The 19,854-nt window shown below is 69.2% G+C and carries 17 protein-coding genes and 1 riboswitch; of the genes, 9 read left to right on the top strand and 8 right to left on the bottom strand.

Translation table 11 applies throughout. The features are described from left to right. Nucleotides 1-15 precede the first annotated feature (15 nt). The 4 genes from ACW5E8_RS01515 to ACW5E8_RS01500 all read right to left on the bottom strand — a co-directional run bounded on the left by ACW5E8_RS01515 (nucleotide 16) and on the right by ACW5E8_RS01500 (nucleotide 2,733). A complete protein-coding gene (locus ACW5E8_RS01515; protein WP_456963741.1) occupies nucleotides 16-456 on the bottom strand; it encodes an NfeD family protein in 441 nt (146 codons plus the stop codon). 1 nt (nucleotide 457) lies between these two features. Next, nucleotides 458-1,420, bottom strand: a complete 963-nt coding sequence (locus ACW5E8_RS01510; protein ID WP_456963740.1) for an SPFH domain-containing protein — start codon at nucleotides 1,418-1,420, stop codon at nucleotides 458-460. A 72-nt stretch (nucleotides 1,421-1,492) separates the two neighbouring features. After that, nucleotides 1,493-1,699 carry a hemin uptake protein HemP gene (locus tag ACW5E8_RS01505; protein ID WP_456963739.1) on the bottom strand — a complete coding sequence of 69 codons (207 nt, stop codon included), beginning with the start codon at nucleotides 1,697-1,699 and terminating at the stop codon, nucleotides 1,493-1,495. Nucleotides 1,700-1,764: 65 nt separating this feature from the next. After that, entirely contained in the window at nucleotides 1,765-2,733 is a 969-nt protein-coding gene (locus ACW5E8_RS01500) for an aldo/keto reductase (RefSeq protein WP_456963738.1), read from the bottom strand. A gap of 90 nt (nucleotides 2,734-2,823) precedes the next feature. On the opposite strand from ACW5E8_RS01500, the gene ACW5E8_RS01495 reads away from it, so the two are divergent. The 7 genes from ACW5E8_RS01495 (at nucleotide 2,824) to ACW5E8_RS01465 (ending at nucleotide 9,643) form a co-directional block, all read left to right on the top strand. After that, entirely contained in the window at nucleotides 2,824-3,954 is a 1,131-nt protein-coding gene (locus ACW5E8_RS01495; RefSeq protein ID WP_456963737.1) for a GGDEF domain-containing protein, read from the top strand. A 78-nt stretch (nucleotides 3,955-4,032) separates the two neighbouring features. Beyond that, nucleotides 4,033-5,334, top strand: a complete 1,302-nt coding sequence (locus tag ACW5E8_RS01490) for a NupC/NupG family nucleoside CNT transporter (RefSeq protein ID WP_456965203.1) — start codon at nucleotides 4,033-4,035, stop codon at nucleotides 5,332-5,334. Between the two features lie 10 nt (nucleotides 5,335-5,344). After that, the gene (locus ACW5E8_RS01485) at nucleotides 5,345-6,325 is read left to right on the top strand and encodes a ribokinase (RefSeq protein ID WP_456963736.1); all 981 of its coding nucleotides are present in this window, start codon (nucleotides 5,345-5,347) and stop codon (nucleotides 6,323-6,325) included. A 51-nt stretch (nucleotides 6,326-6,376) separates the two neighbouring features. Beyond that, nucleotides 6,377-7,375 (top strand): tRNA dihydrouridine synthase DusB, encoded by a 999-nt coding sequence (dusB, locus tag ACW5E8_RS01480; RefSeq protein WP_456963735.1) that lies wholly within the window; start codon nucleotides 6,377-6,379, stop codon nucleotides 7,373-7,375. An 83-nt stretch (nucleotides 7,376-7,458) separates the two neighbouring features. Beyond that, a complete protein-coding gene (locus tag ACW5E8_RS01475; protein WP_456963734.1) occupies nucleotides 7,459-8,097 on the top strand; it encodes a CDP-alcohol phosphatidyltransferase family protein in 639 nt (212 codons plus the stop codon). After that, nucleotides 8,094-8,705, top strand: a complete 612-nt coding sequence (locus ACW5E8_RS01470; protein WP_456963733.1) for a lysophospholipid acyltransferase family protein — start codon at nucleotides 8,094-8,096, stop codon at nucleotides 8,703-8,705. The genes ACW5E8_RS01475 and ACW5E8_RS01470 overlap by 4 nt, the downstream gene beginning before the upstream one ends. Beyond that, entirely contained in the window at nucleotides 8,702-9,643 is a 942-nt protein-coding gene (locus ACW5E8_RS01465; protein WP_456963732.1) for a phosphatidate cytidylyltransferase, read from the top strand. The genes ACW5E8_RS01470 and ACW5E8_RS01465 overlap by 4 nt, the downstream gene beginning before the upstream one ends. Here the strand turns inward: ACW5E8_RS01465 and ACW5E8_RS01460 are convergent. After that, the gene (locus ACW5E8_RS01460; RefSeq protein ID WP_456963731.1) at nucleotides 9,640-10,668 is read right to left on the bottom strand and encodes a metal-dependent hydrolase; all 1,029 of its coding nucleotides are present in this window, start codon (nucleotides 10,666-10,668) and stop codon (nucleotides 9,640-9,642) included. The two genes, ACW5E8_RS01465 and ACW5E8_RS01460, sit on opposite strands and share 4 nt — an antisense overlap. Nucleotides 10,669-10,825: 157 nt before the next feature. Here ACW5E8_RS01460 and metK point away from each other — a divergent pair, with 157 nt between their 5' ends. Then, nucleotides 10,826-12,037, top strand: a complete 1,212-nt coding sequence (gene metK, locus ACW5E8_RS01455) for a methionine adenosyltransferase (protein WP_456963730.1) — start codon at nucleotides 10,826-10,828, stop codon at nucleotides 12,035-12,037. A 60-nt stretch (nucleotides 12,038-12,097) separates the two neighbouring features. On the opposite strand, the gene ACW5E8_RS01450 is transcribed toward metK, so the two are convergent. The 3 genes from ACW5E8_RS01450 to ACW5E8_RS01440 all read right to left on the bottom strand — a co-directional run bounded on the left by ACW5E8_RS01450 (nucleotide 12,098) and on the right by ACW5E8_RS01440 (nucleotide 17,905). After that, nucleotides 12,098-14,095 carry a hypothetical protein gene (locus ACW5E8_RS01450; protein ID WP_456963729.1) on the bottom strand — a complete coding sequence of 666 codons (1,998 nt, stop codon included), beginning with the start codon at nucleotides 14,093-14,095 and terminating at the stop codon, nucleotides 12,098-12,100. Between the two features lie 133 nt (nucleotides 14,096-14,228). After that, entirely contained in the window at nucleotides 14,229-16,760 is a 2,532-nt protein-coding gene (locus ACW5E8_RS01445) for a prolyl oligopeptidase family serine peptidase (RefSeq protein WP_456963728.1), read from the bottom strand. A gap of 83 nt (nucleotides 16,761-16,843) precedes the next feature. Then, nucleotides 16,844-17,905: a GSU2403 family nucleotidyltransferase fold protein gene (locus ACW5E8_RS01440; protein ID WP_456963727.1), complete on the bottom strand. Its 1,062-nt coding sequence runs from the start codon at nucleotides 17,903-17,905 to the stop codon at nucleotides 16,844-16,846. Nucleotides 17,906-18,180: 275 nt separating this feature from the next. After that, a riboswitch (S-adenosyl-L-homocysteine riboswitch) is annotated at nucleotides 18,181-18,257 on the top strand. A 51-nt stretch (nucleotides 18,258-18,308) separates the two neighbouring features. On the opposite strand from ACW5E8_RS01440, the gene ahcY reads away from it, so the two are divergent. Continuing rightward, nucleotides 18,309-19,757, top strand: a complete 1,449-nt coding sequence (gene ahcY, locus ACW5E8_RS01435) for an adenosylhomocysteinase (RefSeq protein WP_456963726.1) — start codon at nucleotides 18,309-18,311, stop codon at nucleotides 19,755-19,757. The last annotated feature ends 97 nt before the right edge of the window (nucleotides 19,758-19,854 follow it).

Genomic DNA, 19,854 nt, shown 5'->3' with positions numbered 1-19,854 from the left:
TTGCCCGCCCCTGCCTCAGTCGACCGGACGCACCTCGAGCACCATGCCGTTGGCCCCGATGACGCGCACCTGCGCCCCGGCTTCGAGCTCGGGACCGCTGACATCCCAGTAGGCGTCGTCCAGTTTCACCCGACCGCGAGCGCCGATGATCGCGCGATCCAGTGCGACCACGCGCCCGACCAGCTGCTCGGCTCGGCGGTTGAGCAGTGGCCGGTCGCTCGGACGTTCGCGGCCGCGCCCCCACTTCAGGTAGGCCAGCACCGCGACCACGCTCAGCGCCACGAACAGCACCACCTGTGCCAGCAGCGACAGGCCGGGGAACAACAGCACCACCATCCAGACGACCGCCGCGGCAATGCCCATCCAGAGCAGGAACGCGCCCGGGATGAAGGTCTCCGCCGCGATCAGCACCAGTGCGATCGCGGCCCAGGCGATGGTGTGCGTGCTCCAGGCCACCTCAGATCCCCGGTCGCTTGGCGTCGATGCGCGCGCGCGTGTCGACCTGCTGCTTGCCCAGCGCTTCCTTGCCCAGCTCGGCGATGCCCGCGATCGAGCCGATGATCCCGCTGGTCTCCATCGGCATCATCACGAACTTGGCGTTGGGCGCGGTCGCGAGCTCGCGGAAGGCCTCGACGTACTTCTGCGCGATGAAGTAGTTGATCGCCTGCACGTCGCCCGACGCGATCGCGTTGGACACCATTTCAGTGGCCTTGGCCTCCGCCTCGGCCAGGCGCTCGCGCGCCTCGGCCTCGCGGTAGGCCGCTTCGCGTTCGCCCTCGGCCTGCAGGATCGCCGCCTGCTTCTCGCCCTCGGCGCGCAGGATCGCCGAGCTGCGATGGCCCTCGGCTTCCAGGATCACGGCGCGTCGGTCGCGCTCGGCCTTCATCTGCCGGCCCATGGAATCGATCAGGTCGCGCGGCGGCTGGATGTCGCGGATCTCGATGCGGGTGACCTTGATGCCCCACGGATGGGTGGCCTGGTCGACGACGTTGAGCAGCTGGGCGTTGATCGACTCGCGGTTGGACAGCGATTCGTCGAGGTCCATCGAGCCGATCACGGTGCGGATGTTGGTCTGCACCAGCGCGATCGTGGCGACCTCGAGGTTGGAGACCTCGTAGGCGGCCTTGGCGGCATCGAGCACCTGGAAGAACACCACGCCATCGACCTTCACCACGGCGTTGTCCTTGGTGATGACTTCCTGCGAGGGCACGTCGAGCACCTGCTCCATGACGTTGACCTTGCGGCCCACCGCCTGCATCACCGGGATCAGCAGGTGCAGCCCGGGCGACAGCGTGTGCGTGTACTTGCCGAAGCGCTCGACCGTCCACTCGAAGCCCTGCGGCACGATGCGCACCATCTTGAAGAAAAAGACGATGAACGCGACAGCCAGCACGGCCGCAATGAAGGTTGCTCCGGACATCCCACATCTCCCCAATGATTGATCTGGAGTATAGACGCGGGCCGGGCGCCCACTGTGACCGCGGCGGGACGCTTACTTGGTGAGGATCAGCTTGTCGTTGCGCGTGTGGCGGAGGCGATAGACCTCGCTGCCGTGGCGGATGAGCACTTCGCGCTGGCCGTGCAGCAGGGACGCACTGGTGACCTCTCCGTCGCACACGGAAGGATCCGGATGATCGGCAAACGACGGTTCGTCGAGGTCGGCGTTGAAGCTGGACGGATGGGACCGGGAGGCAAGCATCTGGAGCTCCTCATCGAATGAGGAATCCAATGCTAATGATTCTCATTTGCCTGTCAACCGGAATATCAGCCGGCGGTCGCGGACTCCGCGCGACGCCACGTCGCTTCATCCAGCAGCCCGGCCAGCTCCAGGGCCCCCAGGTTCTCAAGGAGCTGGCTGACCCGGCTTGCACCCAGGATCACGGTGGATACATGCGGATTGCGCAGGCACCAGGCGATCGCCAGCGCCCCGGGCCGCACGCCGAGCTCGTCGGCCAGCGCGGTGAAACGCCGCGCCCGCGCAAGGCGGTCGTCGCCCTCGCCGCCGGCCAACCGCTCACGCAGCCAGTCCTCGCGCGCGGCGCGCGAACCCTCGGGCACGCCGTCGTTGTATTTGCCGGTCAGCAGGCCCGAGGCCAGCGGCGACCACACCGTGGTGCCCAGGCCCAGCTCGGCATACAGCGGCGCGTACTCGAGCTCCACGCGACGCCGGTGCAACAGGTTGTACTGCGGCTGTTCCATCGACGGCGGCTGCAGTTGGTTCGCGCGCGCCGCCGCATGCGCCTCGCGCACCAGGGCGGCCGGCCATTCCGACGTGCCCCAGTACATCACCTTGCCCTGGCGCACGAGCGCATCCATCGCGGACACCGTTTCCAGCACCGGCACGTCGGGATCGGGGCGATGGCAGAAGAACAGGTCGAGGTAGTCCACGCGCAGTCGCTTCAGCGCCGCATGGCAGGCGTCGTGCACGTGCTTGCGCGACAGGCCCTTCTGCATCGGCAGCGGATCCGCGGCCGATCCGAACATCACCTTGCTCGACACCGCGAAGCCGTCGCGCGGCAGCCGCAGGTCGACGATCACGTCGCCCATCACGCGCTCGGCGTCGCCCTGGGCATAACTCTCGGCGTTGTCGAAGAAGTTGATGCCATGGTCCCAGGCCGCGGCCACGAGTTCGCGCGCCTCGCCGCGTGCGATGCCGCTGCCGAACGTGGTCCAAGCGCCAAGCGACAGCGCCGACAGCGCCAGCCCCGACGCGCCGAGCCTGCGGTATTCCATCGTCGACCACTCCGTTCACATGCCCGGGCCGCAGTGTACGCGCGCCGCCGCGCTATCCTCCCCGACAGGCAAGGGGGAACGGCACGCACCATGCACGCCAACGATGGCGGGATCCGCGACACGCTGGGGCGCCTGATGGCACCGCCCGACGAAGTCATGCGCGAACTCGGCGGAAGCGGCGAGCGCCTGGTCGCCCGCGCGCGCTTGCTGCTGTCGGTGCTGGCGCTGGCCCTGCCGCTCCTCGCCGCGGCCGCGGGCGCGGGCATGGGCCGGATCCTGGCCTGCCTGGCTGCGGTGGTCCTGGTGAACGCGATGGCGCTCCTGTGGCTGGTGCTGACGCGCACGCGCCGGACCTGGCTGCCGTTCGCGACCAGCGCCTGGGACGTCACCCTGGTGTCCATGGCGCTCGCGGTGCTTGCGACACGGTACCCGGCGGCCACGCTCCACGCCGCGGTCGGCTGGTCGTTCTACCTGGTCTTGATCGGCTCCACCGCCCTGCGCGCGGATGGGCGCCTGACGCTGTTCACCGGCGGCCTTGCGCTGGCCCAGTACATCCTGCTGGCTGCGGCCGCCTACGCGCGTGGCGAGGTGGCCGACGGCCTGCAGCCGCTCGATGGGGGCGAACTCGGGATCGGCGGGCACCTGTTGCGGGCGCTGCTGCTGCTCATCGCCACCGGCACCGCCGCGGTCCTGGTCCGGCGCATGCAGTCGCTGGTGGAGCTGTCGGGACACGACGGCCTCACCGGGCTCCCGAACCGCTCCTGGCTGCTGCAGCGCATGCCGCACGTGTTCGCCACCGCGCGCAACTCCGCGGCGTCGCTCACCCTGGTGCTGCTCGACATCGACCGCTTCAAGCGCGTCAATGACGAAGCCGGACCCAAGGCCGGCGACCGCGCGCTGCGCCACATCGCCTCGACCATGAGCGGGATGCTGGCCGACAACGAGGCCCTGGCCCGGATTGGCGGCCAGGAGTTCGTGATGGTCCTGCACTGCCCCGCAGGCAGCGCCTGGGAACGCCTGGACCGCCTGCGCCGGACCCTGGTCGAGAGCCCGTTCCTGCCGGAGCGCGGCCAGGACGCGTTCGCCTTCACCTTCAGCGCCGGACTGGCAGCCTGGCCGCAGGACGGCGCCAGTACATCGGGCCTGCTCGGCTGTGCCGACCGCCGGATGAAGGCCGCCAAGGCCGCCGGCGGCAACCGGATCGTGGCCCGCGATCCCTGAGCACGGTTGCCCGCCTCCCGGGCCTGCACTACGCTGCTCCGTCGCCGCGCGCCCGCGGCAGTGCCAGGGGATCGGGTTCTGATGGAATTGTTGACGCGGATCGGTTTTGGCCTCTTCGGCCTGGCCGTGCTCATCGGGATCACTTGGCTGTTCTCCAACAACAAGGGCCGGGTCGACTGGAAGCTGGTCGGCACCGGCGTGACCCTGCAGATCGCATTCGCGGCCCTGGTGCTGCTGGTGCCCGGCGGGCGCGAGGTCTTCGACTGGCTGGGCCAGCTGTTCGTGCAGGTGCTGGGCTTCGTCAACGCGGGCTCCGAGTTCATCTTCGGCAGCCTGATGGACGTGCAGACCTACGGCTTCATCTTCGCCTTCCAGGTGCTGCCGACGATCATCTTCTTCGCCTCGCTGATGGCGGTGCTCTACCACCTGGGCGTGATGCAGTTGGTGGTGCGCGTCATGGCGCTGGCCATCACCAAGGTGATGCGCGTGTCGGGCGCGGAGACCACCAGCGTCTGCGCCAGCGTGTTCATCGGCCAGACGGAAGCGCCGCTGACGGTGCGTCCCTACATCTCGCGCATGACCGAGTCCGAGCTGATCACGATGATGATCGGCGGCATGGCGCACATCGCCGGCGGCGTGCTTGCCGCCTACGTGGGCATGCTCGGCGCGGGTGATCCCGCGCAGCAGGCCTACTACGCCAAGCACCTGCTGGCGGCCTCGATCATGGCCGCGCCGGCGACGCTGGTGATCGCCAAGATCCTGATCCCCGAGACCGGCGAGCCGCTGACCCGCGGCACGGTGAAGATGGAGGTCGAAAAGACCACCAGCAACCTGATCGATGCCGCCGCCGCGGGCGCCGGCGACGGCCTCAAGCTTGCGCTCAACATTGGCGCGATGCTGCTGGCCTTCATCGCGTTGATCGCGATGATCAACGCCCCGCTGACCTGGCTGGGCGACGTCACCGGGCTTGCGGCGGCGATCGGCAAGCCCACCGACCTGGCGGCGATCTTCGGCTACGTGCTGGCGCCGGTGGCCTGGCTGATCGGCGTGCCCTGGGAAGACGCCGGTACCGTCGGCTCGCTGATCGGGCAGAAGGTGGTGATCAACGAGTTCGTCGCCTACCTGCAGCTGGCCGACATCGTCAACGGCCGCGTCGAAGGCGTGTCGCTCGGCGACGAGGGCCGGCTGATCGCGACCTACGCGCTGTGTGGCTTCGCCAACTTCAGCTCGATCGCGATCCAGATCGGCGGCATCGGCGGGCTCGCCCCGGACCGCCGCCAGGACCTTGCGCGGTTCGGCCTGCGCGCGGTGCTGGGCGGCACCGTCGCCACGCTGATGACCGCGACCATCGCCGGCGTGCTGACCCACATCGGCGCCTGAGGCCGGCAGCGTGTCCCGCGTCGTCGTCGCCGGCTCGTTCAACGTCGACCACGTCTGGCAGTGCGCGGGCTTGCCGCGCCCGGGCGAGACGCTGGCGGGCCACTACGCGACCGGTCCCGGCGGCAAGGGCTTCAACCAGGCGGTGGCCGCGGCCTCGGCCGGGGCCGACACCACCTTCATCTGCGCCCTGGGCGACGACGATGGCGGGCGATTGGCGCGGCGGCTGGCGACCACGCACGGCATCGACCTGCGCGCCCAAGGCGCCGACGCGGCCACCGGCACCGCCGGCATCTTCGTGGACGCGAACGGCGGCAACAGCATCGTCATCGGGCCCGGCGCCAACGCCGCGCTGTCGACCGACTTCGTGGCCGCCCAGGGCGAGGCGATCGCCGCCGCCGACGTGGTCCTGGCCCAGCTCGAGTCGCCCGTGGACGCGATCGTCGAGGCGCTGCGGCTGGCCCGCGCGAACGGCGCGCACACCCTGCTCAACCCGGCGCCGGCCAATGCGGCCTGCAGCCGCGAACTGCTGGCGGTGGCCGAAGTCCTGACGCCCAATGAAACCGAGTTCGCCAGCCTGCTGACCTACCACTGCGGCGACGACGTCGACGCCGGTGCGCTCGCGTCCATGGACGGCGAGGGCCTGCATCGGCTCTGCCGCACCCTGCTGCCGCGCGGCACCCTGGTGCTGACGCTGGGGGCCGCCGGATGCTTTGTCTCGCACCGCGAGGACAGCCTGCGCGGCGATGACCGTGCCCACTACCGCTGTCCGGCCGCCGAGGCCCGCGTGGTCGATACCACCGGTGCCGGCGACGCTTTCAACGGCGCACTGGCGGCCGCGCTGGCGAGCGCGCCGTCGTCGCCCTTCGCAGCCCATGTCCGCTTCGCGACGCGCTATGCCGCGCTGTCCACCGAACGCCCGGGCGCAGCGGACGCGATGCCCCTGGCCAGGGATGTGGCCGCCCGCTGGCCGGATGGCGCGCCCGGCGCCTGACCCCGGGCCAGTGCGCGGGCCCCGTGCCCCGCGATCGGCGACAATACGGCCATGCGCATCGGCCCCCACGACATCGTCGCGAACGTCGTCCTCGCGCCCATGGCGGGCGTGACCGACAAGCCGTTCCGGCAGTTGTGCAAGCGCCTGGGCGCGGGCTTGGCCGTGTCCGAGATGACCACCAGCGACCCGCGCTTCTGGAACACGCGCAAGTCGCTCACGCGCATGGACCACGATGGCGAACCCGATCCGGTGAGCGTGCAGATCGCCGGCACCGAGCCCCGGCTGATGGCCGAGGCCGCGCGCCACAATGCCGGCCAGGGCGCGCAGATCATCGATATCAACATGGGCTGCCCGGCCAAGAAAGTGTGCAGCGCCTGGGCCGGCTCGGCCCTGATGCAGGACGAAGCGCTGGTGGCGCGGATCCTGGAGGCGGTGGTCGAAGCCGTGGACGTGCCGGTCACGCTGAAGATCCGCACCGGCTGGTGCGCGCAGCAGCGCAACGCGCCCGCGATCGCGCGCATCGCGCAGGACAGCGGCATCGCCGCGCTGGCCGTGCACGGGCGCACGCGCGACCTGCACTACACCGGCCAGGCCGAGTACGACACCATCGCCGCCATCAAGGCCGCATTGTCGATCCCGGTGCTCGCCAACGGCGACATCGATTCCCCCGACAAGGCCGCCGCCGTGCTGCGCCACACCGGTGCCGACGCAGTGATGATCGGTCGCGCGGCGCAGGGACGGCCCTGGATCTTCCGCGAGGTGGCGCACTTCCTCGCCACCGGCGAGCGCCTGCCGCCGCCGTCGCTGCGCGAGGTCCGCGACATCCTGCTGTCCCATCTCGAAGCATTGCATGTGCTGTACGGGGAGCAGGCGGGCGTGCGGATCGCTCGCAAGCACCTTGGCTGGTACGCGAAGGATCGCCCGGAAAACGCCGCCTTCCGCAGCGTGGTCAACCGCGCGCAGACCGCGGACATGCAGCTGCAGCTGACCCGCGACTACTTCGACGCGCTCGCCGCGGGCGTCATGCCGGACCTCCCGGCGGCCGCCTGACGCACCGCTGCGCTTGCCAGCGCGCGCAGTCAGCTCCCAAGATGCGCGGCCAGGCCATCGCGCCCACCCAGGGAAGGGAACACATGACGTCACCAGGACAGGACCATGACGCGTCGCGCCGGCCGATCAAGGCGCGCGGCAATGCACTCATCCAGCGGGGCGCCGCAGCGCTCGCGCGATCGCCGCTGACGCCCAACGCGATCTCCGTGCTGAGCATCGCCTTCGCCGCCGCTGGCGCCGCCGCGCTGCTGTGGCTTCCTGCCTGGGGCGCATGGCTGTGCGCGCTGGGCATCCAGCTGCGGCTGCTGTGCAACCTGCTCGACGGCATGGTGGCCGTGGAAGGCGGCAGGTCCACGCCCACCGGTGCGCTGTACAACGAAGTCCCCGACCGCATCGCCGACAGCGTGCTGCTGGTCGCGCTGGGCTGCGCGGCCGGCCTGCCCTGGGCCGGCTGGCTCGCGGCCCTGCTGGCGGCGCTGACGGCGTACATCCGCACGCTCGGCGGCGCACTGGGGCTGGCGCAGGATTTCCGCGGCCCGATGGCCAAGCAGCACCGCATGGCACTGATGACCCTGGCCTGCATCGTCGCTCCCTTCGAGACGATGTGGGCCGGCAGCCGCCATGCGCTGGTGATCGCGGTGCTTGTCATTGCCGCGGGCGCACTGCTGACCTGCGGGACGCGCCTGCGCGCAGTCGCCCGGCAGCTGGAAGCCGCCTCGTGATCGCGCGGCTCGCCGGTGCCGTCCTGGTGGGTTTCACCCGCACGCTGGTCGGCGCACGCGCGCAGTGGCGGGTCGCGCCACCAGTCGGCCAATGCCTGTACTTCGCGAACCACACCAGCCACCTCGACACCGTCGCCATCTGGTCGGCGCTGGCGCCGCGGCAGCGCGCCGAGGTGCGTCCGGTGGCCGCCCGCGACTACTGGGACAAACCCGGCCTGCGCGGCTGGATGTCGGGCAACGTGCTGCGCGCGATCCTGATCGACCGCCAGCGCGCGGCCGCCGATGCCGACCCGCTGGCGCCGGTGCGTGAGGCCCTGGACCAGGGCGATTCACTGATCCTGTTCCCCGAGGGCACGCGCAGCGCGGAACGCCTGCCGCAGGCGTTCAAGGGCGGCCTGTTCAAGCTCGCCAGCGAATATCCCCACCTCGAGCTGGTGCCGGTCTACCTCGACACGCTGCACCGCAGCCTGCCCAAGGGCGCGCTGCTGCCGCTGCCGCTTCCGCTGTACTGCAATGTCAATTTCGGCGCACCGCTGGCCCTGGCCGCCGGTGAGTCGCGCGAGGATTTCCTGGAACGCGCGCGCGCCGCGGTGGAGGCGATGGCATGAGCCCGCAAACGAAGATGGTGTACGTGTTTTCCGGCATCGTCGGCCTGCTGCTGGTGGCGTCGATCATCGGCTGGCTGTTGTCGCGACGCGGATCCGACGGCGGCGGCGCCACGGTGCAGAACCTCAACGCAAGGCTGCGCGCCTGGTGGGGCATGGTGGCGGTACTCGGCGCCTGCTTCGCGATCGGACCGGTGGCCACGCTGCTGGTGTTCGCCGGGATTTCGTTCTTCGCCCTGCGCGAATTCATCACCCTCACCCCGACCCGCGCCGGGGACCACCTGCCGCTGGTGGCCGCGTTCTACCTGCTGATCCCGCTCCAGTACTGGCTGATCCACGACCACTGGTACGGCCTGTTCGCGATCTTCATCCCGGTCTACGCCTTCCTCGCGCTGCCCGTGCTTGCGGTGTTCGGTGGCGACACCACCGACTTCCTCGCACGCACCACCAAGATCCAGTGGGGCACGATGGTCGCGATCTACTGCATCAGCCACGCGCCCGCGCTGATGATCCTGCATCCTGGCGCGCCGGCCGGCCAAGGCCAGCTGTTGCTGCTCTACCTGATGCTGGTGGTGCAGATCAGCGACGTGATGCAGTACGTGTTCGGCAAGCTGTTCGGGCGCCGCAAGCTGGCGCCGGCGGTGAGTCCGTCGAAGACGGTCGAAGGCCTGCTCGGCGGCGGACTGGCCGCGGTCGGCATCGGCACCGCACTGTGGTGGATGACGCCGTTCACCCCGCTGCAATCGGCGGGCATGTCGACGGTCATCGTGGTCGCGGGCGTGTGCGGTGGGCTGGCGCTGTCTGCGGTCAAGCGCAGCCTCGGCGCCAAGGACTGGGGCCGCATGATCGAGGGCCACGGCGGGATGATGGACAGGATGGACTCGGTCGTGTTCGCCGCGCCGGTGTTCTTCCATTTCACCCGCTACTGGTTCCCCGCCTAGGCCGGCGGTCTGGAGGCCGACGGGGGCTCGCTCCAGATGCGGTGCCACATGTCAGCCAGGCGCCGCCGCGCCTCCCAGGGCCAGGAGAGTTGTTCGGGCGGGATCTCACGCCAGCCATCATCCTCACGCTCGGCGACCGCGAAATTGAAGCTGTAGTCGGGCTCCGCGCCCATGCGCAGGTCGCTCAGCACCAGCCGGCCATCGCGCTCGGCGGCCTTCATGAAGCCGCGGTTGAACCAGGCCAGCCGCGCCACCGCGGGATAGCCGTCCACCTGAGCCAGCGCTTCGACGTCGGACATGTAGCGGCGGAACGTCATCGGACGGCGGTCCGCGACCAGCGAATGCTCACCTTCGACGAAGCCGTCCGGCGTAAGCGCCACCACCCGCCACAGGAAGGTGTTGAAGGGCATCGGCACCGAGAACCGCGGCGCATCGACTAGCCCTACGGCCGCCAGCGCGCGGTCGGCCTCGTGCTCCACCAGGGCCTTGGCCGCCAGTGACCAGCCCAGATAGGCGGTGCTCAGTACCAGGCCGGCGGCGAGCGCGCGCTGCGCCGCCACGCGCTCGCGCAGGAAGAACGCCGCGACGCAGGCCACCAGCAGCCAGATCGTGTACAGCGGATCGATGATGAAGACGCTCGACCACATGACAGGCGGCAGCGGCAAGGGCCACAGCAGCTGGGTGCCGTAGACGGTGAAGGCGTCGAGGAGTGGATGCGTCAACAGCGCCATCTGGATCGCCCAGAACCAGCGCCGCGGCGCCTCGGCCACGCGCCCGCCGCGCTTGCGGAAGAACGCCCAGAGCAGCCATCCCAGCAACGGCAGCACGAACAGCGAGTGGCTGAAGCCGCGATGCAGGGTCATCAGCGCGACCGGGTCGTCGGTGAACAGGGCGATCGGCAGCGAGTCCAGGTCGGGCAAGGTGCCCAGCGCAGCCCCTGCCAGCAGCGCGGCGCGGCGGTGTCGGGGTGGCGCAATGGCGGCGGCGACGGCGGCGCCGAGCACGATCTGCGAAAGTGAGTCCATGTGCGGATGCTAGCCGCCGGAGCCCGGGCAACGCATCCTGTGCGATGGAACGCTGCATGACGCCGTGGGCCACCCGGTCGCGGCACAATGCACGCGACCCCGCGCCCATGTATCATGCGCGCCCATCTCTCCATCCGAATCAAGGGATATAAGGCCGATGTCCAGCACCCTGTTCACCTCCGAATCGGTCTCCGAAGGCCATCCGGACAAGATCGCCGACCAGATCTCCGACGCCGTCCTCGACGCCATCCTGAGCCAGGACAAGGGCGCGCGCGTGGCCTGCGAGACCATGGTGAAGACCGGCGTGGCGATCGTCGCCGGCGAGATCACCACCAGCGCGTGGATCGACCTCGAAGCGCTGACCCGCAAGGTGATCCTGGACATCGGCTACAACTCCAGCGACGTCGGTTTCGACGGCGCCACCTGCGGCGTGCTGAACCTGATCGGCAAGCAGAGCCCGCACATCGCGCAGGGCGTGGACCGCAAGAAGCCCGAGGAAATGGGCGCCGGCGACCAGGGCCTGATGTTCGGCTACGCGACCCGGGAGACCAGCAGCTTCATGCCGGCGGCGATCCACCTGTCGCATCGCCTGGTCGAACAGCAGGCCAAGGTGCGCAAGAAGAAGAAGTCGCCGCTGCCGTGGCTGCGCCCCGACGCCAAGAGCCAGGTCACCCTGCGCTACGAAGACGGCGTGGCCGTCGCCATCGACGCCGTGGTCCTGTCCACCCAGCACGCCCCGGGCATCCGCCAGAAGGACCTGATCGAGGCGGTGCGCGAAGAGATCCTCAAGCCCGTGCTGCCCGCCAAGTGGCTGCACAAGGGCACCAAGTACCACATCAACCCGACCGGCAAGTTCGAGATCGGCGGCCCGGTAGGCGACTGCGGCCTGACCGGCCGCAAGATCATCGTCGACACCTACGGCGGCTGGGCCCGCCACGGCGGCGGCGCGTTCTCGGGCAAGGATCCGTCGAAGGTCGACCGCTCGGCCGCGTACGCCGCGCGCTACGTCGCCAAGAACGTGGTCGCCGCCGGCCTGTCCGACCGCTGCGAGGTGCAGCTGAGCTACGCCATCGGCGTCGCCGAGCCGACCTCGATCTCGGTGACCACCTTCGGCACCGGGAAGGTCTCCGACGATGTCATCGAGAAGCTGATCCGCCGCCACTTCGACCTGCGCCCCTACGGCATCATCAAGATGCTCGACCTGGTGCACCCGATCTACCAGCGCACCGCCAGCTACGGCCACTTCGGCCGCACGCCGGAGGACGTCAGCTACACCGACGACGCCGGCAAGACCCACACCGCCACGGCGTTCTCGTGGGAGAAGACCGACAAGGCCGAAGAGCTGCGCAAGGCCGCCCGCATCAAGTAAGGGCGGTCCAGCCCAGGACCCGGCGATGCAGCCATGGCGGCTGCATCGCCCGTGTCGGGGCTAGTTGGTCGCCGCGGGGTTGTTGTCGGCGTAGTTGTAGCTGCTCAGCAGCGCGGACAGGTAGTCGCGCTCGTTGTCGACGCTGACCTCTTCAGCGAGCTCCTGCATCAGTCCCGACAGCGCGTCGTCGGCGTGCAGGTCGGGGAACTTCTCAAGCAGCAAGCCGGCGGCCTGGTCGGTCAGGCCGTCCTTCATCATCTTCTCCAGCTCGCCCTTGATTTCGCCCCAGGTTTCGGACTTGGTGATCGAGCCGGGCAGGATCGTCGACACCACGTTGCCGCCCGGCAGCAGCTTCAGGCCGTCCTGGCCCAGTGCCCAGGCCAGGTCGAGCCCGAACTCCAGGCCCTTCCGCTGCGCGTCGTGCTTGTCGCTCGCCACCTCCACGGCCTGCTCCAGGCCGTTGTCGATGTGACCCAGCAGGGCGCCGGCGAGGTGGGTTACCTGCGCCTGGTTGGCGCCGTCGTATTTGTCGGCGAAGGCGGCATCGTCGAGCGTGTTGACGTCGTTGATCATCGTGCCGAGCCTGTCCACCAGGAACTGGCTGGTGGCGTCGCGCAGGTTGCCGGTGGGATCGGTGAACAGCACGTTCTGGGCGAAGTTCTCGAGCGCCTCCGGGAAGGGGTGGTCGTCATCGAGCATGGCGCCGTTGCCGCCGGTCGAATCGGCCACCATCCGGTCGAAGTCGGACATCAGGATCCGCGACAGGCCATCCTTCAGCAGCGTGTTGTCCTGCCACTGGTCGCGGTTGGCATCCAGGCCGTTGGTCGCGCTGTAGAAGACCTCGTCGCGCACCGACTGCAGGGCCGCGTGGCTGTACGGCGCCGGCGGCTGGTTGCCCGGGCCGCTGAAGTGCGCGGAGTCGAAGCTGAGCGCGCTGACCAGCTGCGCGACGCCGTCGTAGTCGACCTCCTGCCCGATGATCCCGCGCGCATCCGGATCACGCAGCCGTTCGGTCTGGGCATCGGACGTGTATGAATCGAAGGCGGCCGCATGGGGCGGCGTCGACATTGCGAGCGTGATGAACCTGTCGACCGCATTGTCGCCATCGGCCTGCAGGTCGATCATGCGGCTGACCTGGTTCTCGGTGCTGGTCTGTCCCAGCACGAAGGCCGACGCGGCGGCGAGGCTTTCGCGGTCGCCATCGCTGAGCCTGTCGATCGCCTCGTCCGAGAACAGGAACTCGCGGTTGGACAGGTCCTGCCCGGCAAGCGCGAGTTCGCCGGCGGCGCGGAAGAACGCGTTCTGCATGTCCTGGCCGTGGCTGCCGCCCAGTCCACCGAACAGCTGTGCGACGCCCGGGTTGAAGTTGCCGCGATCCATCGCCCAGTGCTCGACCAGGCGGGCGATGTCGGCATCATTGATCACGCCGCTTTCGTACATGTTCTCGATCGCGCCGCGGACGGCTTCGATCTCGCCATTGGCGTAGTCGGCCGACAGGTCGGTGTAGCGGCCCGGCTCGGCGACGCTGCCCAGGTATTGCGCGGTCTTTTCCGCGCCCAGGGCAGCGAAGTAGTCCTGCAGCCACTGCGGGTCATCCTGGTGTTCGCGCACGAAGTGCATGAACTGGGACGTGCCCGCCGACTCCGCACCGCTGCCGTGCGTTCCGACCTGCTCGGTCTGCGCCGCCGCGCCGACAGGATCATCGAAGCCCGGGTAGGCGCCTTCGGGAATCGCGGGACTGTCGCTGGTGAACAGCGCGGTGTCTTCGAACAGCGGCGCGTTTTCCATCACCGCGGCCATGTCCTGGTCGGATATCACGCCGTCGGCCGCATACAGGCCGCCGCCGTCGCGCCCGGTGTCGAGTACGGCGTAAACGTCGGGATTGTCGAGCAGGTACTGGGCGGCCGCGCGCTGCTCGGCGGTGTATTGCGAGCCGTTGGCGACCGCCTCGATGTCGTTCCGGCTCACCTTGCCGTCGGCGCCGCCGCCCTTGGCCGCGGTATCGAAGACGTTGAAATGCTGCTCGAACGCGCGGACGTTGGAGTCGATCGTGGGCATGGCGACACGCTCTCGCGAGGGGATGCCGCGATTCTGGTACCGGCGGGTCAGCCGATGAAGCTGGGGGAAACCCTCGCCGAAGCGCTGCGCGCGATGCTGAACAGGTGTCCAGCATCATGCGCAGCGCCTGCGTTCAGCGGGCCGGCGCCTCCCGGACGTGCTCGTCCAACCACGCGTGCGTCTCCGCCAGCATGTGCAGGATCGACTCGCGCGCGCGGTAGCCATGCGACTCGTTGGGCAGCATCACCAGGCGTGCGGTGCCGCCCAGGCCCTTGATCGCGGCGAACATGCGCTCGCTCTGCATCGGGAAGGTGCCGGAGTTGTTGTCTTCCTCACCATGGATCAGCAGCACCGGCTCGTTGATGCGGTCGGCGTGGTCGAAGGGCGACATCGCGTGGTAGGTGTCGGTGGCCTGCCAGTAGTTGCGCTCCTCGGCCTGGAAGCCGAAGGGCGTCAGCGAGCGGTTGTAGGCGCCGCTGCGCGCGATGCCGGCGCGGAACAGGTCCGAATGCGCGAGCAGGTTCGCGGTCATGAACGCGCCGTAGGAGTGGCCGCCGATCGCGATGCGGTCGCGATCGGCCACGCCGCGCTTCACCACCTCGTCCACCGCCGCCTGCGCGCTCGCCACCAGCTGGGCAACGTAGGTGTCGTTGGGTTCGGCGTCGCCCTCGCCGATGATCGGCATGGTCGGACCGTCGAGCACGGCGTAGCCCTGTGCCAGGTAGGCCAGCGGACCCCAGTAGCTGATGCGGTTGAAGCGGTAGGGCGAGCCGCGCACCTGGCTGGCGGCATCGGCGGATTTGAACTCGCGCGGATAGGCCCACATCAGCATCGGCAGCGGGCCGTCGCGCGCGGGGTCATAGCCGGACGGCAGGTAGAGGTCGGCGGTCATCTCCACGCCGTCGGCGCGGGCGTAGCGGATCTGCTCCTTGCTCACGCCGCGCAGCTCGGGCGTCGGGTGCGGGAAGTCCGTCAACGCGATCGGCGCGGCATCCGCACCGGCACCTGCACTCGCATCCGCATCCGCATCCGCATCCGCATCGAGCCTGCGCAACAGCACGTTCGCCGGGTCGGTCGGCGACTCGCGCGTGGTGAGGATGCGCGAGGCATCGGCATCAAGCAGCGCGAACGGCGACTCGTACCAGGGCGCCGCCGACTGGAACAGGCGCTCGGTGACGCCGCCGGCAAGATCCTGCCGGTCGAGGAAGGGCCGGTCGCCGTCGGCCGACGCGCCGGCGCCGATGCGGTAGATGGTTTCGCCATCGCCGGTGGTGAGCAGGCGTGCGAAGCCGCGGTCGTCCATCTGCATCACCGGCGTGCCGGGATCGGCATAGCGGTCTTCGTACGAGCCCTCTCGCAACAGCGCCGGCGCGATTGATGCACCGGGCGCAAGCCGCCATTCGCGCAGCTGGCGCGTCTTCCACCAGGACTCGGTCAGCAGTGCCAGGCCATCGTGGCCCCAGTACACGCCGCCGTAGCGCATCGAGAGGTCGGCCAGCACCCGCGGCTCGCCCTTGAACGGCGCGGCGTGGGCGAACACGCGGTCGCGCACGTCGACCTCGCGCGCGGGATCGCCGCCGTCCTGTGCCTCGGCCCAGACCAGGGTCGCCGGCGCATCGGCGCGCCACCCGATACGGCGCACGCCGGTGGCCACGGCGTCGTTGCCGGTCGGCAGGCCTTCGACCACGGGCAGCACCGCCACGGTGTGCAGCAAGCGGCCGCCGAGGTCGATGACGTCGATGCGGCGCGGGAAGCGCGAATACGGCACCAGATAGGAGAACGGCCGTTCGAGCCGCTGCCGCAGCAGGTGGCGGCCGTCGGGCGACACCGAGGCTCCCACGTACATCTCCGGCGCGCCGATGCGCTCCACCCAACCGTCCAGCCCGACGCGCGCCAGCTGGCTCGTCATGTAGTACGCAAACAGCGCCGCGTCGTGCGCATTCCCCAGCAGGTCCTGGTAGGTCCGCAGGCTCTGCACGCGGCCGTCGCCGTTGGTCTGCTGGATGTTCGGGCCGGCCGGCACGCCATCGCTCTCAGGCGCGGGCCCCTGCCCTTCCGGACGCAGCAGGGCGATCAGGCCACGGCTGTCGGGCAACCAGTCGAAGCCGCTGCCCACCACGCTGCCCAGCGGCTGCTCAAGCAGCCTGCGCGCGCGCCCCGCGGCCACATCCACCAGCCACAGCTCCACGCGCCCGGCGCGGGCATCGACGTGGCTGAAGGCGATGTGGCGCTGGTCGGGCGACCACTGCATCGAGCGCAGGGCCAGCGGCCGGGGCAGGCCCTCGATGCGCCGTTCGCCGCCGCCGTCCACCGCCTGCAGCCAGAGGTCGTCGATGAAGCTGAAGGCGCTGGCCGAATGCGTGCGCGGATGGATGCGCAGGCCGGCGAGCTTGAGCTCGGGTTGTGCCACGACGTCGATGCCCGGCAGCGAGGGCACCTGCATGTAGGCGATGAGGTCGCGCCTGGGCGACAGCGACAGGCTTGGTGCCTGCGGGGCGTCCACGATCGCACGCAGGGCGGGCGTGGGCAGGCGGTAATCGGAATCGGAATCGGAATCGGCCAGTATGCCCACGGGTTCGCGGGCCTGCAGCGCGGCGGTCGCGAACAGCAGGCCTGCAAAAAGGATGAGCGGTGCGAAGCGCGGCCGCGCGACGGATTTTGGCATGGGTGACTCCCCTGACACGAACCTCGAGCCTAGCCCGGACGCCACGGCGTGTACCGTGGCGAGGGTCATGGTGGCCCGTGCACTCAACGCACGGCGACAACCTCGCGATCGAACCGCGCGACAACGTCCGCATGCACCTTCGGCGCCAATGCCAGCGAGGCGCGCGCGCGCTTTTCCCAGCCCGCGCCGCGCCCTGCAAGGTCGTTCCAGGCATCCGCCAGGGCATGGGGCGCGCGCTGCAGGTGCCAGTCGATCAAGGCCAGCGCCTGGGCGATGTCCTTATCGTGCTTGGGGTTGGCGGGCCCGCGCTCGTGCGCGACGATCAGCTTGTGCAGCCCGTAGCGCGCCGGGTCCGGAAGATTCACAAGGCAGGCGTCCGCACGATCCAGCAGCACGGCCTGCCCCGACCGCTCCATCAGGTAATCGAGGAACTTCATCGGACTGAGTGACACGCCAAGGTCGGGTGCATGCACATCGCTCCGCCCACCGCGCCGGCTGGACGTCAGGAAATCGACACGCAGCCCGGGGTCACGCTCGCTCACGTACAGGCTGGCCATCCCCTTGCTGCCTCCCAGCGCGGGCAGGAATCCATGTTCGAGCGATTTCAGCGCATCATGCGCATTCGCCCGCAGGTCGGCCGGCAGCGCCACGGCGATGTTGCCCCCGGGGCCGGCATGGGCGAAGTCCAGGTCAAGCGTCCGCGTTCCGCTGCCCCATGCGACACCCAACTGGTTGCCCAGTGCCAGGAAGGCATGTGTCCCCACCAGCAGGCCGCCGGCACGGAAGAACTGGTACTCCGACAGCCGCTTCACGATGCGGAAGTGCTTTGGCGGCGTTGCGACGCAGCCGTGCGCAAGCGCTGCCGCTGCTTGCCGTGCCACTGCGTCCAGCGTCGGCGAACCCGCGATGCGCGCGCGCTCGATCGCGTCGATCGCCGGCCCCGCCGGTCCGAGGTAGTACTCGCGCTTGCGCCCGTCCAACTCCTTGAAAGCCCAATACGCGTAGCGCGAGCCCTTGATGGTCTTGTACGCCACCTTGCCGGTGACCGACGCAGGCGAGCGCGTGGCCTCGGCCACCTGCACGAGCTCGTGCAGTTCGGCATAGGCCGTCTGCGCGGATGCGGCGAGTTCGCGGTAAAGGGCCATCGGCTTTCCTCAAGAACAGGTGAGTTATACCACCAGATATTAGTGCGGTGGTATAACTTGACTCCGTACACCCTAGGGAATGCTGCGTACAGCGCAGCGCAGATGGGGTCAAGGAACGACAACGGAGCGCCTCCTGCCCGCCGCGAAGATCCTGCCCTACCCCGCCGGGCACGGCGCAGACCCTCGCGAAGCCGCGCCGCCACCTGTTCAGCTGCGTGCCAGCGAAGCGGCGGCCGTACGCCCCGCGCCGGGGCACAAGCGATATAATCGCCGGCTCCGCCGAGGGGCGCTGCGACCGTGGAACCTGCACGGCCAGGCTCGGCGGAATACACCCCAACGGCGCCCGGTTCCCCACCCCACCCTCTCCCCGAGCGGGACAGGGAGCAGAAACCGGAGCTTCCGCATGAACGCACAGGTCAAGACCTTCTCCACCGAGGGCGATTACAAGATCGCCGACATTTCCCTGGCCGACTGGGGCCGCAAGGAAATCGACATCGCCGAGCACGAGATGCCCGGCCTGATGTCCATCCGCCGCAAGCACGCCGCCGAAGCGCCCCTGAAGGGCGTGCGCGTGACCGGCTCGCTGCACATGACCATCCAGACCGCGGTGCTGATCGAGACCTTGAAGGACATCGGCGCCGACGTGCGCTGGGCGTCGTGCAACATCTTCTCGACCCAGGACCACGCCGCGGCCGCGATCGCCGCCACCGGTACCCCCGTGTTCGCCTGGAAGGGCGAGACGCTGGAGGAGTACTGGGACTGCACGCTCGAGGCGCTGAGCTTCCCCGACGGCAAGGGCGGCTTCCTCGGCCCGCAGATGGTGGTCGACGATGGCGGCGACGTGACGCTGCTGATCCACAAGGGCTACGAGCTGGAACAGGGTGACGAATCCTGGGTCAACGGCGCGGCGTCGAGCCACGAAGAGCAGGTGATCAAGAACCTGCTCAAGCGCGTCGCCAAGGAGCGTCCCGGCTTCTGGACCATCGTCGTCCGCGACTGGAAGGGCGTCTCCGAAGAGACCACCACCGGCGTGCACCGCCTGTACCAGCTCGCCGAAGCCGGCCAGCTCCTGGTGCCTGCGATCAACGTCAACGACTCGGTCACCAAGTCGAAGTTCGACAACCTGTACGGCTGCCGCGAGTCGCTGGCCGACGGCCTGAAGCGCGCGCTCGACGTGATGCTGGCCGGCAAGGTGGCCGTGGTCTGTGGCTATGGCGACGTCGGCAAGGGTTCGGCGGCTTCGCTGCGCGCCTACGGTGCGCGCGTGATCGTCACCGAGATCGACCCGATCTGCGCCCTGCAGGCGGCGATGGAAGGCTATGAGGTCAAGACCGTCGAGGACACGCTGGGCGAGGCCGACATCTACGTCACCACCACCGGCAACAAGGACATCATCACCGTCGCGCACATGACGGCGATGAAGGACCAGGCCATCGTCTGCAACATCGGCCACTTCGACAACGAGATCCAGGTCGATGCGCTGAAGGCCGTGGCCGGCGTCGAGGTCATCAACATCAAGCCGCAGGTGGACAAGTTCGTCTTCGCGAACGGCAACGCGATGTTCCTGCTGGCCGAGGGCCGCCTGGTGAACCTGGGCTGCGCCACCGGCCACCCGAGCTTCGTGATGTCGAACTCGTTCGCCAACCAGACGCTGGCGCAGATCGACCTGTGGGCGAAGAAGGACGAGTACGAGAACAAGGTCTACATCCTGCCGAAGAAGCTCGACGAGGAAGTCGCGCGCCTGCACCTGGAGAAGATCGGCGTGAAGCTGACGAAGCTCACCAAGGACCAGGCCGACTACCTGGGCGTGTCGGTGGATGGCCCGTTCAAGGCCGACCACTACCGCTACTGAGGCCAGTCCTCGACAGCACATGTAAAACGAAGGGCGCCGCAAGGCGCCCTTCTTGCTTCGCGCCGACGGGCGGGGTGCCGGGTCCAAGCGCTTTTTT

Source organism: Luteimonas sp. A649 (genome assembly GCF_054072735.1).
The sequence above is the reverse complement of the archived record's forward strand: the minus strand, read 5'-3'. Positions and strand labels throughout refer to the sequence as shown.

Coding starts and splice junctions, on each gene's coding strand:
- ACW5E8_RS01510 (WP_456963740.1), bottom strand. CDS start 1,420: ATGTCCGGAGCAACCTTCATTGCGGCCGTGCTGGCTGTCGCGTTCATC.
- ACW5E8_RS01505 (WP_456963739.1), bottom strand. CDS start 1,699: ATGCTTGCCTCCCGGTCCCATCCGTCCAGCTTCAACGCCGACCTCGAC.
- ACW5E8_RS01500 (WP_456963738.1), bottom strand. CDS start 2,733: ATGGAATACCGCAGGCTCGGCGCGTCGGGGCTGGCGCTGTCGGCGCTG.
- ACW5E8_RS01495 (WP_456963737.1), top strand. CDS start 2,824: ATGCACGCCAACGATGGCGGGATCCGCGACACGCTGGGGCGCCTGATG.
- dusB (WP_456963735.1), top strand. CDS start 6,377: ATGCGCATCGGCCCCCACGACATCGTCGCGAACGTCGTCCTCGCGCCC.
- ACW5E8_RS01475 (WP_456963734.1), top strand. CDS start 7,459: ATGACGTCACCAGGACAGGACCATGACGCGTCGCGCCGGCCGATCAAG.
- ACW5E8_RS01465 (WP_456963732.1), top strand. CDS start 8,702: ATGAGCCCGCAAACGAAGATGGTGTACGTGTTTTCCGGCATCGTCGGC.
- ACW5E8_RS01460 (WP_456963731.1), bottom strand. CDS start 10,668: ATGGACTCACTTTCGCAGATCGTGCTCGGCGCCGCCGTCGCCGCCGCC.
- metK (WP_456963730.1), top strand. CDS start 10,826: ATGTCCAGCACCCTGTTCACCTCCGAATCGGTCTCCGAAGGCCATCCG.
- ACW5E8_RS01450 (WP_456963729.1), bottom strand. CDS start 14,095: ATGCCCACGATCGACTCCAACGTCCGCGCGTTCGAGCAGCATTTCAAC.
- ACW5E8_RS01445 (WP_456963728.1), bottom strand. CDS start 16,760: ATGCCAAAATCCGTCGCGCGGCCGCGCTTCGCACCGCTCATCCTTTTT.
- ACW5E8_RS01440 (WP_456963727.1), bottom strand. CDS start 17,905: ATGGCCCTTTACCGCGAACTCGCCGCATCCGCGCAGACGGCCTATGCC.
- ahcY (WP_456963726.1), top strand. CDS start 18,309: ATGAACGCACAGGTCAAGACCTTCTCCACCGAGGGCGATTACAAGATC.